Here is a 14,202-nt window from a genome sequence, read left to right as displayed (position 1 = left end):
GCAGGCGACAGCGCTTTGCCGCCCCCTCCTTCAGACTTTGATCAGCCGGTGCTAAAAAGACAAGATGGAAAACCAGTTCTGGAAAACGAAACGCCTGGACGAAATGACCCAGGCCGAATGGGAAAGCCTCTGCGACGGCTGCGGCCTCTGTTGTCTCAACAAGCTGGAGGACTGGGACACCGGCGAGGTGGCCTTCACCTCGGTGGCCTGCCGGCTGCTGGACGGGCAAAGCTGTCGCTGCAAGGACTATGAGAACCGCCAGGAAACAGTGCCGGACTGCATCCAGCTGACGGTGGAAAGCCTGCACGAAATCCCCTGGCTGCCGCCCACCTGCGGCTATCGCCTGGTGCGCGACGGCGAGGACCTCTACTGGTGGCACCCGCTGATCTCCGGCGACCCCGACACCGTGCACCAGGCCGGTATTTCCGCGCAAGGCCGCACCATTTCCGAGGAGGAGGTGGATGTCGATGATTTCGAGGATTACCTCGTGGACTGGCCGCTGACGGTGGGGGAGACGGCGAAGGCGCGGTGATCGAATGCTTGACGTTCGGGACAATGCGCGAAGGCCCCCTCTTGCTGCCGCGTTCGTCGCGGCAATCGGTCGACTGGATCGATTGCCTCGCTTCGGGAAACGCTCCTCAACCGGTCACAAGGGAGAGGGTTTGAGGTACCCGCCCGGGCCTTGATCGGCTTCGGCGGGTCGGCTGGGTTAAAGTCCTTCTCTTGGTGGGCAGGGGCCTTGTTTCAGATGGAATAGCCTTGTTTTGTGGCGGTGATGGCTGTCGCCAGAGGGGGCTTTCTGATGCCCTCACGAGCCCCGCATCGCCGCCTTCAGCACCTCCGGCAGGCGGGGATCGGTCATCTGGGTCACGTTGAAGCGCATCAGGTTTGGCGCTGAGAGCGTCGGGCTGAACACGTTGCCGGGGGCAAGCACGGTGCCCTCAGACAGGGCGGCTTCCGCCGTGGCGACGGCATCGACGCCGTCCGGCAGGCGGCACCAGAGGGTGAAGCCGCCGCGGGGCAGAAGCACGGGGGAGATGCCGAGCGGGGCAAGCATCTGCACCGCCGTCCGCCTTGCACCCGCCAGCCGGTGGCGCAGGTCGTCCAGGTGTTTGCGGTAGGAGCCGCCCGTCAGGAGTTCCGCCAGAACCTCCGCCACGAAGGGGCTCGGGCCGCTGAAATGGCCGGCCACCTGCAGGTCGGTCAGCGGCGCGATCCAGTCGGCCCGGGCGGCGATATAGCCGGTGCGCAGCGAAGCCGAGATCGTCTTTGAAAAGCTGCCGATGCGGATGACGTTGGAGAGCCCGTCGAGGGCGGCCAGCCTCGGCGAGGGGTCCGGTTCGTAATCGGCAAAGATATCGTCCTCCACGATCGGCATGTCGTATCGGGCGGCGCTCGCCACGATCCGGTGCGCCACCTGCGGCAGGAGCGAGGCGCCGGTCGGGTTGTGGAGGGCGGCATTGGTGAGGTAGAGGCGCGGCCGTTCCCGCGCCACGACCGCTTCGAAGGCTGCCGGATCCGGCCCGCCCGGCAGGAAGGGCACGCTGAGGATGCGCGCCTGATGCGCCTTCAGCAGGGCCTGGAAATTGAAGAAGCAGGGATCGTCCACCAGCACCGGATCGCCCGGCCTCAGCAGCAGGCGGCAGATAAGATCCAGCGCCTGCGTGGCCGAGGTGGTGAGCAGGATCTGCTCCGGCGGTGCGGCAAGCCCTTCCTCGGCAAGCCGGGCGGCAATGACCCTGCGCAGCGACGGCGCGCCGAGCGTCGGGCTATACTCCATCAGCAGCCGCGTTTCGCCGCGCGCCACCTGGCGCAGCGCCTTGCGCAGCGCCGCCTCCGGCATCCACTCGGCCGGCAGCCAGCCGCAGCCGGGTTTTGGCCGGTCGCCAACCGCATCGAGCGATTGCCGCGTGACCCAGAAGGGATCGACCGCGCGGGCGGCGGGGCTTTGCATCTCCGTCAGCGAGAGCGGCGGGGCGGCCCCCGAGGCCACAAAGAAGCCCGCGCCGCGCCGGGCGCGGATCTGCCCCTCCGCCGCCAGCCGGTCATAGGCCTCCACCACAGTGGAGGGCGAGACGCCGAGGCTTGCCGCCAGCCCCCGGATCGAGGGCAGCCGGTCGCCGGGGCCGAGCGCGCGGGCGGCAATGCGCAGGCGGATCGTTTCCATCACGAGACGGGTGCGCCCCAGGGGAGACGCTAGGGGGGAGGCGAGGGGAAAGGAGGAGGGAGAGGCGGTGGCCGCATCCGGAACCATCGGGGCGCTGCGGGCAGACGCGGTCGGCATCGGTATCCTCATGGTGTTGGCCGGATGGCGCATCGTGATGGAGCGCACTGTATGGCAGGAAGTATCCATACAGTTTGACAGAATTGTACGGTACTGTATCTCGGCGGCAAGCCCCTGTCCTGTGAAAATGAAGGCCTCATCTGCGAGGGTTTTCATGCACACATCCTTCCGCGGCGTCGGCAGCGGCCTGCTGGGCGTCATCATTTTCAGCGGTTCGCTGCCGGCCACGCGCGTGGCGGTCAGCGATCTGGCACCGCTGTTCCTGACCTCGGCGCGTGCGGTGATTGCCGCGCTGATCGGCGCGGCGCTGCTGCTGGTCATGCGGGAAAAGAAGCCGGCGCGGGCTGATCTCGTGCCGCTTGCCGTCGTGGCGCTTGGCGTCGTCGTCGGCTTTCCGCTTCTGACGGCGCTCGCGCTGCAGACCATCACGTCCGCCCATTCCATCCTGTTCATCGGGCTTCTGCCGCTCGCCACCGCCGGCTTTGCGGTGCTGCGCGGGGCGGAGCGGCCGCGCCCGCTGTTCTGGCTGTTTTCCGGCCTCGGCAGCGCCTGCGTGGTGGGCTTTGCGCTGGCGAAGGGCGGGGAGGGCGCGCTTGCGGGCGATCTTCTGATGTGCGCGGCGATCCTGCTCTGCGGGCTGGGTTACGCGGAAGGAGCAAAGCTCTCGCGAAAGCTCGGCGGCTGGCAGGTGATCTGCTGGGCGCTGCTGATCGCGCTGCCGGTGATGACGGTGATGGCGGCGCTGACGCTGCCGGCCTCGTTTGCCACCATCTCGGCCCCGGCCTGGGCGGGGCTCGCCTATGTTTCGGTGTTCAGCATGATGGTGGGCTTCATCTTCTGGTATCGGGGACTGGCGCTCGGCGGCACGGCGGCGATCGGCCAGCTGCAGCTGCTGCAGCCCTTCTTCGGCCTGCTTCTGGCGGCGCTCGTGCTGGGGGAGGCGGTCAGCCCCGCCATGCTGGCGGTGACGCTCTGCGTGGTGGCCTGCGTGGCCGGCGCCCGCCGCTTTGCCCGCTGACGCCCGCTTCCGCCCCGGCCGCCTCGTCTCACGCTGAGGGACGATCCTCTTCCCATCCGCCGGCCCATCCCCTATCTCTGCCCGACAGCATCAAACGGGAGGCGTTTTACCATGGGCAAGCGGATCATTTTCACCGGCGGCAGCGGCAAGGCGGGGCGGCATGTGGTGCCCTATCTGCAGGAAAAGGGGCACCGGGTGCTGAACCTCGACCTCAAACCCTTTCCGGGAGAGGGTGTGGAGACGCTGATCACCGATCTCACCCATTCCGGCGAAGTGTTCAACGCGCTCTCCCAGCATTTCGGCTTCGACGGGCTGGAAACGGGGGATGGCCCGGCGAAAGTGGATGCCGTGGTGCATTTTGCCGCCGTGCCGCGCATTCTCATCCAGCCCGACAACACCACCTTTGCCGCCAACACGCTCTCCACCTACAATGTCATCGAGGCGGCGATGAAGCTCGGCATCCGGAAGGTCGTCATCGCCTCCAGCGAAACCACCTATGGCGTGTGCTTTGCGGAAGGCGACAAGGATTACCACCAGTTCCCGCTGACGGAAGACTATGACGTGGACCCCATGGACAGCTACGGCCTTTCCAAGGTGGTGAACGAGAAGACGGCGCGCGCCTTTGCCATGCGCTTCAAGGCGGATATCTATGCGCTGCGCATCGGCAATGTCGTCTCGCCCGAGGATTACGCGAACTTTCCGCAGTATCTCGCCAACCCGCCGATGCGCAAGCGCAATGCCTGGAGCTATATCGACGCCCGCGATCTCGGCCAGATCGTCGATCTCTGCCTGGGCAAGGACGGCCTCGGCTTCCAGGTGTTCAACGCCGTCAACGACACGATCACCGCCGACGAACCCACCCGCGATTTCCTCGCCCTATGGGCCCCCGGCACCCCGATCACCGGCTCGCTCGACGGTTTTGAGGCGCCGATCAGCAATGCCAAGATCCGCGACCTGCTGGGTTTTCGCGAGGAACACGACTGGCGGAACTATGTGACGCGGTAGGTTTTTGTGGGGGGCTTCAGGCTCCCGGTGCAGATGGGAAAAATGTGGCACGGCGCCCGCCTTTCCCCTCTCCCCCTCGGGGAGAGGTCCCGCCGAGCAAAGCGGAGGCGGGGTGAGGGGGCGGCACGGCAGGACGGTTGCTGGGGAGAGCGTCCCCCTCATCCGCCCTACGGGCACCTGACCGGGGCCGAGCCACGCGTCTCGTCCCGCCCTTCGGCCCCCCAAGGGAGAAGGGATGAACCGCGCCCTCTGCGTTTTCCAATGAAACTCAGACCGTTTGCGGCACGCCGCCCGCTATTCCCCTCTCCCCTCGGGGAGAGGTCCGCCGAGCAAAGCGGAGGCGGGGTGAGGGGGCGGCACGGCAGGGCGGTTGTTGGGGGAGCGCCCGCCCCCTCATCCGCCCTACGGGCACCTTCTCCCCGAGGGGAGAAGGGATGAACCGCACCCTCTGCGTCCTCCAACGAAACTCAGACCGATTGCGGCACGCCGCCCGCCATTTCCCTCTCCCCTCGGGGAGAGGTCCGCCGAGCAAAGCGGAGGCGGGGCGAGGGGGCGAAATGGCAGGGCGGTTGCTGGTGAGAGCGTCCCCCTCATCCGCCCTACGGGCACCTTCTCCCCGAGGGGAGAAGGGATGAGCCGCACCCTCTGCGTCCTCCAACGAAACTCAGACCGATTGCGGCACGCCGCCCGCGTTTCCCCTCTCCCCTCGGGGAGAGGTCCGCCGAGCAAAGCGGAGGCGGGGTGAGGGGGCGGCAAGCAATGCAGCGAATGATTTGGCTGGTTTGCGTGTCGGCTTTTGGCCTTCGTTTCGGGCGTAGAGCAGGTGGCTGGGGATTCCAAAAGCGATCTCATGTGCGGGTTTGTGGTCCACTGGCCAAAAAACTCCCAATCCTTGTATCGCCGTACAGAAGCGGGGGGGGGGAATGGTCAACTGTATGGTGAATTTGGAGCAGGCCACCGTGGATTTGTGGGTAGACCGTTACGCTCGGAAACCGGGAGCATTCAGTCCGTTGGTTGAGGCAGAAACTGAGCCAGTCTATACCCCGCTAGACAAGTCGGACGTACGTCCATTATGGCCCGCGACGATGTAGCATCCGAAATGCTTCAGTGTTATGCGGGATAGCGCCGCGCTATGGGCGGTTGAACACCGCTTCGAAAATCCCGATCTGACATCTGTCTGACAACCTCCGATACGATGTACTGCGCGCCCATCACAAGATGCCCGACCTCCCTCCGACTAGGCTGTGTGGCCGAGTATCGATTGGGCACATAAGGAGGCTGTGTCGCAATTACCCGCTTTACCCGCGCACAATCGAATGCGCTCCAGCCAGCCCCCACGAAGTCGGCAATCTTCGCGTTGTCGTGGTTGAACTGCTTCTTAATCTCATGGTCAGTTAGGCCCAGTGCCGCAGCACCAGATTTTAGAGCCAATTCGGTTGCAAGGAGCGAACTTTGCACGGCTCCCCTGTAATCATAACCACCTGTTAGAACAGCAGATGCGGAATGCAGGTGTAGCCGCGAAAGTCCGATGTAGCGAACGACAAGCTCGCTTTTGACGAAAGGCTTCTTCAACGCCTGCGTTCCGTATTGAACATCCGCTATGTCTGAAAACTGATCAAGATATGTCGCTATCTCCTCCGGCTCTGTTTGGATAATCCGAAGTTGGACGGGAGTGAGCTCGACAAAGTCAAAAGGGTTTAGGCTGACTTGCCCATAAACATGCGGAACACCGACGCGAGCGAAGATGTCCCGGTACATGAAAACGCCGATGTGGCCTCCCATTGCAATGTCCTGCTGCCGATAGATCGAAGCAAAAGCATCCTCAATCCGTTGGAGGATTTTGGGCTTTCCGCGTCCGGCAATCACATAGCCGTTTACGTACCCGAGCTTCTGCATAACCGCTTGAGGGACTTTCCAGTACCGCTGTTTGATGTCCTCTCCGGCATCAAACAGTTCTTTGTCAGTCATGCCGACCAAATAGAGTAGGTTTTCATCCGGGATATCGTCTGGCTTCATAGCAGCAAGATAGTACATGCGACATGCCGTGTGCCATACGTTTCTACTATACGCTTCAAGTGCTTTTGATGGCTCGCGTGGTAAAGGTTTGCGCACGGGAGGAGCGATAGCTTTCCGGCTTGTGCGGATCAAAGCCTCGGTCCTCCGACAGCGGCCGGATTTATCTCGGCACGAATATGCCGACAGCCGCCAATCCCCTCCCGCCCCCCACTCCCGCTCCCCCCGAATCTCCTCTATCCTCGCCCGCATGAACATGATCCGGCGGTTTCCCATTCTTGGTGCGGTGCTGGCGCAGGGGCTGGCGGTTGGGCTGGTGCTGGCGCTGCTTCTTCTTCTGCGGCCTCTGCTGCCGGCGGGCGGCTGGTGGCCTTGGGCGGCGGTGGGGGTGCAGGCGCTCGTGGCGGCGGGGGTGACGGTTCTGTTGCGGCTGCCGGTCTGGTGGGTGTGGATCGCGCTTCTGTTTCCGGCAGCGCTCGGGCTGGGGCTGACATTCGGCAGCCTGCCGGCCTGGCCCTTCGGGCTGGCCTTCGTGCTGCTCTATCTCTTCTATTCCAACACGGCGCGCGAGCGGGTGCCGCTTTACCTGACGAACGGGGTCACGGCGGCGGCGCTGGCGGATCTGGCGCGGGAGCGCGGCGTGCGCCATGCCATCGATCTCGGCTCCGGCTTTGGCGGCGTGGTGCGGGCGCTGGCCGGGGAAGAGTGCCGGGCCACCGGGGTGGAAACGGCGCCGATGGCCTTTCTCGTTTCGAAGGCGCTTTCCCGCCTCACCGGGCGCGGAACCATTCTGCGGCAGGATCTGTGGGCGACGGATCTGTCGGAGGCCGATCTCGTCTATGCCTTCCTCTCGCCCGAACCCATGCCAAGACTGTTTGCCAAGGCGAAAGCCGAGATGAAGCCCGGAAGCCTGCTCGTCTCCAACAGCTTTGCCGTGCCGGACGTAGCGCCGGATGCGGTGTGGGAACTGCCCGACAGGCGCCGGACGCAACTGTTTCTCTATGAAATGGGGGCGCAGCAACACGACATGCAAGACGAGGTGCTTTCGCCCGATTCGGGGAGATCGCCGACCTGATGTCGGGTCTGCATGCGCTTTGTCGCCCGCCGGCCGCCTGGCTGCGGCGACGGGTTCAAGGCTCCGTATCCCGCCGGCTAGAATTTCAACTCGATGCCGGTCAGGTTCTTGATGGCTGCGCTGACCACGGAAAAGGCCGCATCGATAACGTCCTGCACCAGTTCGTAGGTCATGAATTCCACCAGCAGCAGGACATTGCTCAGCGCCAGTTCCTGCGTATGGATCGCGATATCCGCGTTTTCACGCGTGATGGTGCCTTTGGCGAGGCCAAGCTGGGTGAGCCAGGCCTTCTTGGCCAGAGACTGAAGGTGGACCGAAATCTCCTTCTTGATCTCCTCGACGTTGTTCTTCAGCACCGAGACGATGTTTGCTAGGATGCCGCTGAACAGTTCGTCTGCTGTCTTGGGCTTGAATGTCGAAAGATCAATGGATGTCGTCATCTCGCACCACCTATTTCAGCCGGTTTTCCATCACACGGGGAATTGCGCAGGCCTCTTTCGCTGCGAAGACGGCCAGCGTGTCCGCATTGAGAGCAGCCTTGCGATGCGCTTCCAGCTGTGCCTGAAGTGTCGTTTGGCACGTCTTCAGTGCCGTCGCCACGATTTCGGCCGGTCGCCCCGAAATTCTGCTCTTCAGGTAGGTTGCCCGTCCTTCGGCCACCTCAATCGCCCCATCGAGATTGGCGGTGGCATCGACATAATAGCTCTCGACCTTGGAAAAGGCGGGTGGTGCGGCATAGACCTTGGATGCCGCCGCATTGATCTTGTCCAGATCATCGTTGACTGCGCTGATCTTCTGGTAAATCACCTCGTCATAGGTCGGTACGAAAATGGAGCATGACGCGAGAAGAGAGAGCGATATGACCAAATACATCTTTTTCATGAAAGTCCCCCTGATCATGAAATTGATGGAAATTAACATAAGTGATTATTGATTTCACGCAAGATAATTCCAATGCAATTGCAGATTATATTCTGATGTTCAACAACGGTGGCAGCCGGAGGCTTGTGCTTTTCCCGTCTGACAAGGAGGGCTTGACCTTCCCATGATGGGAAGCCCTACATGGGAGAAAGACAGGGATGCCCCATGCGCGTCCCGGAAGGATGGAAGGCATGAACCAGACCGTGACCACCGCCCGGACCCTCGCCGGCGCCGAGCCGCTGATCATTCCGGTGGAGGGCATGAGCTGCGCCTCCTGCGTGCGGCGGGTGGAGCAGGCGGCGGCGAAGGTGCCGGGGGTGGCCTCCAGCGCCGTCAACTTTGCAACCGAAAGCCTGACGGTCGAGCCGGGCGAGGGCTTTTCGGCCGTCCTGCTGGCCGAGGCGATCCGCAAGGCGGGCTACGAGCCGAAGCCGGAGCAGCTGACGCTTGCGCTGCAACGGGTGCCGACGGATGCCGAGGCCGCGCGGCTTGCGGCAGCGCTTGCAGCGCTGCCCGGCGTCGTCTCCGTGTCGCCTGCGCCGGGGGCGGCCCAGGTGACGGTGGAGGCCTTCGGGCGGGATCTTTCCCGCAGCCTGCGGGCAGTGGTGAAGGGGCAGGGTCTTGCGCCGCAGCCGGCAGCCCCGGTCGCGGCGGGTGGCCATTCCGCGCTGGCGCAGGGGAATGCGCAGGGGCATGCGAAGGGGGAGGCCGGCGCCGCCGGGCCGCATGATCATCACGAAGAGGATGCCGCGCGGCTGAAGCGGGATCTGGTGGTTGCCGTCCTGCTCACCCTGCCGCTCTTCGTGCTGGAGATGGGCGGCCATCTCTATGCGCCCTTTCATCACTGGCTGATGGGGACGGTCGACACCCGGCTTCTCCATTATGGCTATGCGGCGCTCGCCACGGCGGTGATTTTTGGCCCCGGCTTCCGCTTTCTGAGAACCGGATTGCCGGCGCTTTTTCGCGGTCATCCGGAAATGAATGCGCTGGTGGCGCTCGGTGTGCTCTCGGCCTATGCCTATTCGCTCGTCACCACCTTTGCGCCGCACCTGCTGCCGGCTGAGGCGCGCTATGTCTATTTCGAGGCGGCAACCGTGATCGTGACGCTGATCCTGGCCGGGCGCCTGATGGAGGCGCGCGCAAGAGGCCGCACGGGGGCTGCCATCCGCCGCCTGCTCGGCCTGCAGGCCAGGACGGCGCGGGTGGAGCGTCATGGCGAGACCGTCGATCTTCCCGCCGAGGCGGTGGAGCCCGGCGACGTGCTGATCGTGCGCCCCGGCGAGCGGATCGCGGTGGATGGCACCGTGCTCGACGGCGCCTCGCATGTGGATGAATCGATGATGACCGGCGAGCCGCTGCCGGTGGAAAAGAAGGCCGGCTCCGCCGTGGTGGGCGGCACGATCAACGGCACCGGCAGTTTCCGCTTCCGGGCCGACAGAGTGGGGGGCGATACGCTGCTTGCCCAGATCATCCGGCTGGTGGAACAGGCGCAGGGCACCAAGCTGCCGATCCAGGCGGTGGTGGACCGGGTGACGGCCTGGTTCGTGCCGGCGGTCATGGCTATCTCGCTGCTGACCTTCGGGATCTGGCTGCTCCTCGGCCCCGAACCCGCGCTGCCGCATGCGCTGGTGGCGGCGGTTGCGGTGCTGATCATCGCCTGCCCCTGCGCCATGGGGCTTGCGACGCCGACCTCGATTATGGTCGGCACCGGCCGCGCGGCAGAACGCGGCGTGCTGTTTCGCAAGGGCGATGCGCTGCAGGCCCTGCAGGGCGTGACCATGGTGGTGCTGGACAAGACCGGCACCGTGACGCGCGGCCGCCCCGAACTGACGGATGTGGCGGTGGCCGAGGGCTTTGACGAGGATACCGTGCTCTCTGCCGTCGCGGCAGTGGAGGCGCGCTCGGAACATCCGGTGGCAGAGGCCATTCTCGCGGCCGTTCAGGCGCGCGGCCTTGCCGTGCCGGCGGCCTCCGGCATTCGGGCCGAGGCGGGCTATGGCATCGAGGCGGTCGTCGAAGGCCGCCGCGTCGCTATCGGTGCCGACCGCTTCATGCAAAGGCTCGGCCTGTCGGTTGCGGCGTTTGCCGAGAGGGCCGATGGGCTGGGCCGGGCCGGCAGGACGCCGCTCTATGCGGCGATCGACGGGCAGCTGGCGGCGATCCTCGCCGTCTCCGATCCGCTCAAGCCATCGAGCCGGACGGCGATTGCGCGGCTGAAGGCGCTTGGCCTCAAGGTCGCCATGGTGAGCGGCGACAATGCCCTGACGGCAAGCACGGTTGCCGCCGAGGTCGGCATCGGGGAGGTGGTGGCCGAGGTGCTGCCGGCCGGAAAGGTGGACGCATTGAAGGCGTTTCAGGCGCGCGGCGAACGGGTGGCCTTCGTTGGCGACGGCATCAACGATGCGCCGGCCCTGGCGGCGGCCGATGTGGGCCTTGCCATCGGCACCGGCACGGATGTGGCCATCGAAAGCGCCGATGTGGTGCTGTCCGCCGGCGATCTGACAGCGGTTGTCGATGCGATTGCGGTCAGTCGCGCGACGCTTGCGAATATCCGCCAGAACCTGTTCTGGGCCTTCGGCTACAATGTGGCGCTGATCCCGCTGGCGGCCGGTGCGCTCTATCCGGCCTTCGGCATCCAACTGTCGCCGATGATCGGCGCCGGCGCCATGGCGCTCTCCAGCGTCTTCGTGCTGACCAACGCGTTGCGGCTGAAGACGCTCGATCTTTCGGGAGGCATGCGATGAACATCGGACAGGCGGCAGAGGCCTCCGGGGTTTCGGCCAAGATGATCCGCTATTACGAGCAGATCGGGCTGATCAGACCGTCCGCCCGCAGCGACAACAATTACCGCGTCTATGGCGATGACGAGGTGCATGTGCTGCGCTTCATCAGGCGGGCCCGCTCGCTCGGCTTCTCGCTGGAGGAGACCGAGCGGCTGCTTGCGCTGTGGCAGGACCGCTCGCGCGAGAGTGCTTCGGTGAAGGCGGTGGCGGTGCAGCACATTGCCGACCTGAAGCGCCGCATTGCCGAGATGGAGGGTATGGTGAAGACGCTGTCGCATCTCGCCCATTGCTGCGGCGGCGACGGGCGCCCCGACTGCCCGATCCTCGAGGATCTGGCTGGCCATGTCCCGCCGCCGATACCCGCCGCTTCGCGTTCCCGCCGGCGGGCGCCATGAGCGGCATTGTCGACAATCTGGTATGACTGAAGGAGATGAAAAGATGACCACGTTCCACGTGCCCGACATGACCTGCGGCCATTGCGAGAAGACGGTGAAACAGGCGCTGGACAGGGCGCTGCCGGGCGTTCCCGTCGCGGTCGATCTCGCCGGCCACCGGGTGACCATCGAGGGCGGCGATGCCGGCAAGGCGGAAGCCGCCATCCGTGACGCGGGCTACAGCCCCGAACGGCTGGGACTTGCCTGAGAGACGCCGCAACTGAAAAACCTCTCCCCGCCGGGCGGGGAGAGGCCTCTTGCACAGTCAAACCGTGCAAAGGGGATCAGAACTTCACGCCGATGCCGACATTGACGACATGCTGATCGAAATCGGCATTGATGCCGCTGATGTTCTTGTCGCCGTAATCGTTGTAGCGATATTCCAGACGGCCGAACATCTTCTCGGTAAAGGCGTAGTCGATGCCGCCGCCGATGGTCCAGCCGCTGAAGGTCTTGTCGGAATCGATGCCCGGGCCCTTGACGAAGCCGTTGGTGGCCGTCCAGCCGCCGGCGGCGAAGATCAGCGCGCGGTCCATGGCATAGCCGACGCGGCCACGCACGGAGCCCGACCAGTCGGTGCCGGCGTTGAAGCCGCCCGTGTAATCGTTGTCGTTCCAGTCGTAGTTCACGTCACCTTCGACGCCGAGCACGAAGCCGTTCGACATCTGCCAGTTATAGCCGGCGAAGCCGCCGATGCGGCCGCCGTCGAAATCGTCGGAACCGATCGCCGCGCCGCTGAAATCGCCATTGGCCCAGCCGTAGCCGCCGAGCAGACCGACATAGGGGCCGGACCAGGTGAAGGCGGGAACAACCGGTTCCTGGGCGACCGGCGCCTGCGGTGCTTCATAGATCGCATCGGCAGCAAGCGCCGCGGAGGAGGTGGAGATGGCAAGGCCCGTGGCCAGGAGCAGGATTTTCTTCATTGTCTCGTTTCCCTTTCATGAGCAACAGGATCGCATCTAGGGCGTGCGGTTCATATGGCTGTAGCTAATATACAACACAGTATCAGCAATGATTGAAAATGCGGCTTGCCGCGGTGAAAATGCCTGCGGAATGGGCAGGGACGGGAGCCTCTTTCACCGCTTGCGGTTTGGGGGAGGAGACCCTTATGCTGGCGGTCACGGGATCGCGGGCATGCCGGCGGCACGCCGATCCAGCAAGGAGTAAGATTTTGTTTCCCTTCGATAATTCCTATGCAAGCCTGCCGGATCGCTTTTTCGCGTCCGTCTATCCGGAAGCCGTGTCCGGCCCGGTGCTGATCGCCTTCAACGGGGCGCTTGCGAAAAAACTTAGGCTCGACCTTGACGAAACGGATGCCGGGCGTCTTGCGGCAATTTTTTCCGGAAACGTGCTGCCGCCGGGGGCGCAGCCGCTGGCCATGGCCTATGCCGGCCACCAGTTCGGCAATTTCGTGCCGCAGCTGGGGGATGGGCGGGCGATCCTGCTCGGCGAGGTGGTGGATGCCGACGGCGTGCGGCGTGACATCCAGCTGAAGGGGGCGGGCCCGACGCCGTTTTCCCGTCGCGGTGACGGGCGTGCGGCACTCGGGCCGGTGCTCAGGGAATATGTCGTGTCCGAAGCCTTTGCGGCGCTTGGCATTCCCGCGACGCGGGCGCTGGCCGCCGTGCTGACGGGCGATCCCGTCTATCGCGAGACCGTGCTGCCCGGTGCCGTCTTCACCCGCGTCGCGGCAAGCCATGTGCGGGTCGGCACGTTTCAGTATTTTGCGGCCCGCGGCGATCACGAGGCGGTGCAACAGCTGGTGGATTACGTGATCGCCCGGCACTATCCCGATCTGGAGGGGGCGGAGAAACCGGCCCTTGCCCTGTTGCAGCGGGTGGCGGCGCGGCAGGCGGAACTGATTGCAAGGTGGATGGGGGTCGGCTTCATCCACGGCGTGATGAACACCGACAACATGACGATCTCCGGCGAAACGATCGATTTCGGCCCTTGCGCCTTTCTCGACGAATACGACCACATGAAGGTGTTTTCCTCGATCGACCAGCAGGGACGCTATGCCTATCGCAACCAGCCGGGCATCGGCCAGTGGAACATGGCGCGGCTGGCGGAATGCCTGCTGCCGCTGCTGGACGCCGACGAGGAGCGGGCGGTGGAGGCGGCGAACGCCGTGCTGAAGGCCTTTGGCGAACAGTTCCAGGCGGCGTGGATTGCCGTCTTCCGCCAAAAACTGGGGCTTTTCACCGAGGAGCCCGGCGATGGTGAGCTGGCGCAGACGCTGCTGGCCGCCATGCAGGAGGGGCGCGCCGATTTTACCCTGACCTTCCGCCGGCTTGCCAAACTGGCGGAAGCGGAGGCTGCCGGCGGCGAGACGCGCCTTGCCGCCGAGGCATCCTTCGTGGAAGGTTTTGCGCCCTGGCAGAAGGCGGAGGCCTGGCTGCCGCTGTGGCGCGAACGGCTGGGCCGCCAGCCGGCAGGCGAGGGGGCGGCAAGCCCGGCCGCCCTGATGCGTGCCGCCAACCCGGCGCTCATTCCCCGCAACCACCGCATCGAGGAGGCGATTGTGGCCGCGACCGAGGGTGATCTTGCCCCCTTCCAGCGCCTGCTGGAGGCCGTCTCCGATCCCTGCAACGACCGCCCGGAGTTTGCCGACTACACGCAGGCGCCGAGGGACGAGGAACGGGTGCTGCGGACCTTTTGCGGGACGTGAG

The 14,202-nt window shown here is 64.8% G+C and carries 13 protein-coding genes; 8 read left to right on the top strand and 5 right to left on the bottom strand.

All coding sequences use genetic code 11. From position 1 onward, the window contains the following. Positions 1-64 precede the first annotated feature (64 nt). On the top strand, positions 65-532 hold the full coding sequence (locus F3H95_RS01860) for a YcgN family cysteine cluster protein (protein WP_143126667.1): 468 nt from the start codon (positions 65-67) through the stop codon (positions 530-532). A 276-nt stretch (positions 533-808) separates the two neighbouring features. Here F3H95_RS01860 and F3H95_RS01855 read toward each other — a convergent pair whose 3' ends face one another. Next, entirely contained in the window at positions 809-2,167 is a 1,359-nt protein-coding gene (locus F3H95_RS01855) for a PLP-dependent aminotransferase family protein (protein WP_149745083.1), read from the bottom strand. Positions 2,168-2,438: 271 nt separating this feature from the next. Between F3H95_RS01855 and F3H95_RS01850 the strand changes: the two genes are divergently transcribed. After that, complete coding sequence (locus tag F3H95_RS01850) at positions 2,439-3,302, top strand: DMT family transporter (protein ID WP_143126666.1); 864 nt, start codon at positions 2,439-2,441, stop codon at positions 3,300-3,302. A 111-nt stretch (positions 3,303-3,413) separates the two neighbouring features. Next, the gene (locus F3H95_RS01845) at positions 3,414-4,307 is read left to right on the top strand and encodes an NAD(P)-dependent oxidoreductase (protein WP_149744728.1); all 894 of its coding nucleotides are present in this window, start codon (positions 3,414-3,416) and stop codon (positions 4,305-4,307) included. A 1,110-nt stretch (positions 4,308-5,417) separates the two neighbouring features. Here the strand turns inward: F3H95_RS01845 and F3H95_RS01840 are convergent. Then, on the bottom strand, positions 5,418-6,341 hold the full coding sequence (locus F3H95_RS01840; RefSeq protein ID WP_149744727.1) for a hypothetical protein: 924 nt from the start codon (positions 6,339-6,341) through the stop codon (positions 5,418-5,420). Between the two features lie 235 nt (positions 6,342-6,576). Between F3H95_RS01840 and F3H95_RS01835 the strand changes: the two genes are divergently transcribed. After that, the gene (locus F3H95_RS01835) at positions 6,577-7,395 is read left to right on the top strand and encodes a class I SAM-dependent methyltransferase (protein WP_210248535.1); all 819 of its coding nucleotides are present in this window, start codon (positions 6,577-6,579) and stop codon (positions 7,393-7,395) included. A 77-nt stretch (positions 7,396-7,472) separates the two neighbouring features. On the opposite strand, the gene F3H95_RS01830 is transcribed toward F3H95_RS01835, so the two are convergent. Both F3H95_RS01830 and F3H95_RS01825 read right to left on the bottom strand, forming a co-directional pair. Continuing rightward, the gene (locus F3H95_RS01830; protein ID WP_149744725.1) at positions 7,473-7,835 is read right to left on the bottom strand and encodes a hypothetical protein; all 363 of its coding nucleotides are present in this window, start codon (positions 7,833-7,835) and stop codon (positions 7,473-7,475) included. Between the two features lie 10 nt (positions 7,836-7,845). Next, positions 7,846-8,277, bottom strand: a complete 432-nt coding sequence (locus F3H95_RS01825) for a hypothetical protein (protein ID WP_244617847.1) — start codon at positions 8,275-8,277, stop codon at positions 7,846-7,848. 230 nt (positions 8,278-8,507) lie between these two features. Between F3H95_RS01825 and F3H95_RS01820 the strand changes: the two genes are divergently transcribed. The 3 genes from F3H95_RS01820 to F3H95_RS01810 are packed head-to-tail and all read left to right on the top strand — an operon-like array spanning position 8,508 to position 11,741. Further along, positions 8,508-11,060 (top strand): heavy metal translocating P-type ATPase, encoded by a 2,553-nt coding sequence (locus tag F3H95_RS01820; RefSeq protein WP_244617846.1) that lies wholly within the window; start codon positions 8,508-8,510, stop codon positions 11,058-11,060. Then, the gene (gene cueR / locus F3H95_RS01815; RefSeq protein ID WP_149744724.1) at positions 11,057-11,494 is read left to right on the top strand and encodes a Cu(I)-responsive transcriptional regulator; all 438 of its coding nucleotides are present in this window, start codon (positions 11,057-11,059) and stop codon (positions 11,492-11,494) included. Before F3H95_RS01820 ends, cueR begins: the two co-directional genes overlap by 4 nt. A gap of 43 nt (positions 11,495-11,537) precedes the next feature. Then, positions 11,538-11,741: a heavy-metal-associated domain-containing protein gene (locus tag F3H95_RS01810; RefSeq protein ID WP_143126661.1), complete on the top strand. Its 204-nt coding sequence runs from the start codon at positions 11,538-11,540 to the stop codon at positions 11,739-11,741. A 76-nt stretch (positions 11,742-11,817) separates the two neighbouring features. On the opposite strand, the gene F3H95_RS01805 is transcribed toward F3H95_RS01810, so the two are convergent. After that, entirely contained in the window at positions 11,818-12,456 is a 639-nt protein-coding gene (locus tag F3H95_RS01805; RefSeq protein WP_143126660.1) for an outer membrane protein, read from the bottom strand. 248 nt (positions 12,457-12,704) lie between these two features. Here F3H95_RS01805 and F3H95_RS01800 point away from each other — a divergent pair, with 248 nt between their 5' ends. After that, complete coding sequence (locus tag F3H95_RS01800; RefSeq protein ID WP_244617845.1) at positions 12,705-14,201, top strand: protein adenylyltransferase SelO; 1,497 nt, start codon at positions 12,705-12,707, stop codon at positions 14,199-14,201. The last annotated feature ends 1 nt before the right edge of the window (position 14,202 follow it).

The sequence above is a fragment of the Rhizobium sp. RU35A genome, from assembly GCF_900156005.1.
GTDB lineage: Bacteria > Pseudomonadota > Alphaproteobacteria > Rhizobiales > Rhizobiaceae > Neorhizobium > Neorhizobium straminoryzae.
Note: the sequence above shows the minus strand (reverse complement) of the source record. Positions and strands in the feature narration are given on the sequence as shown.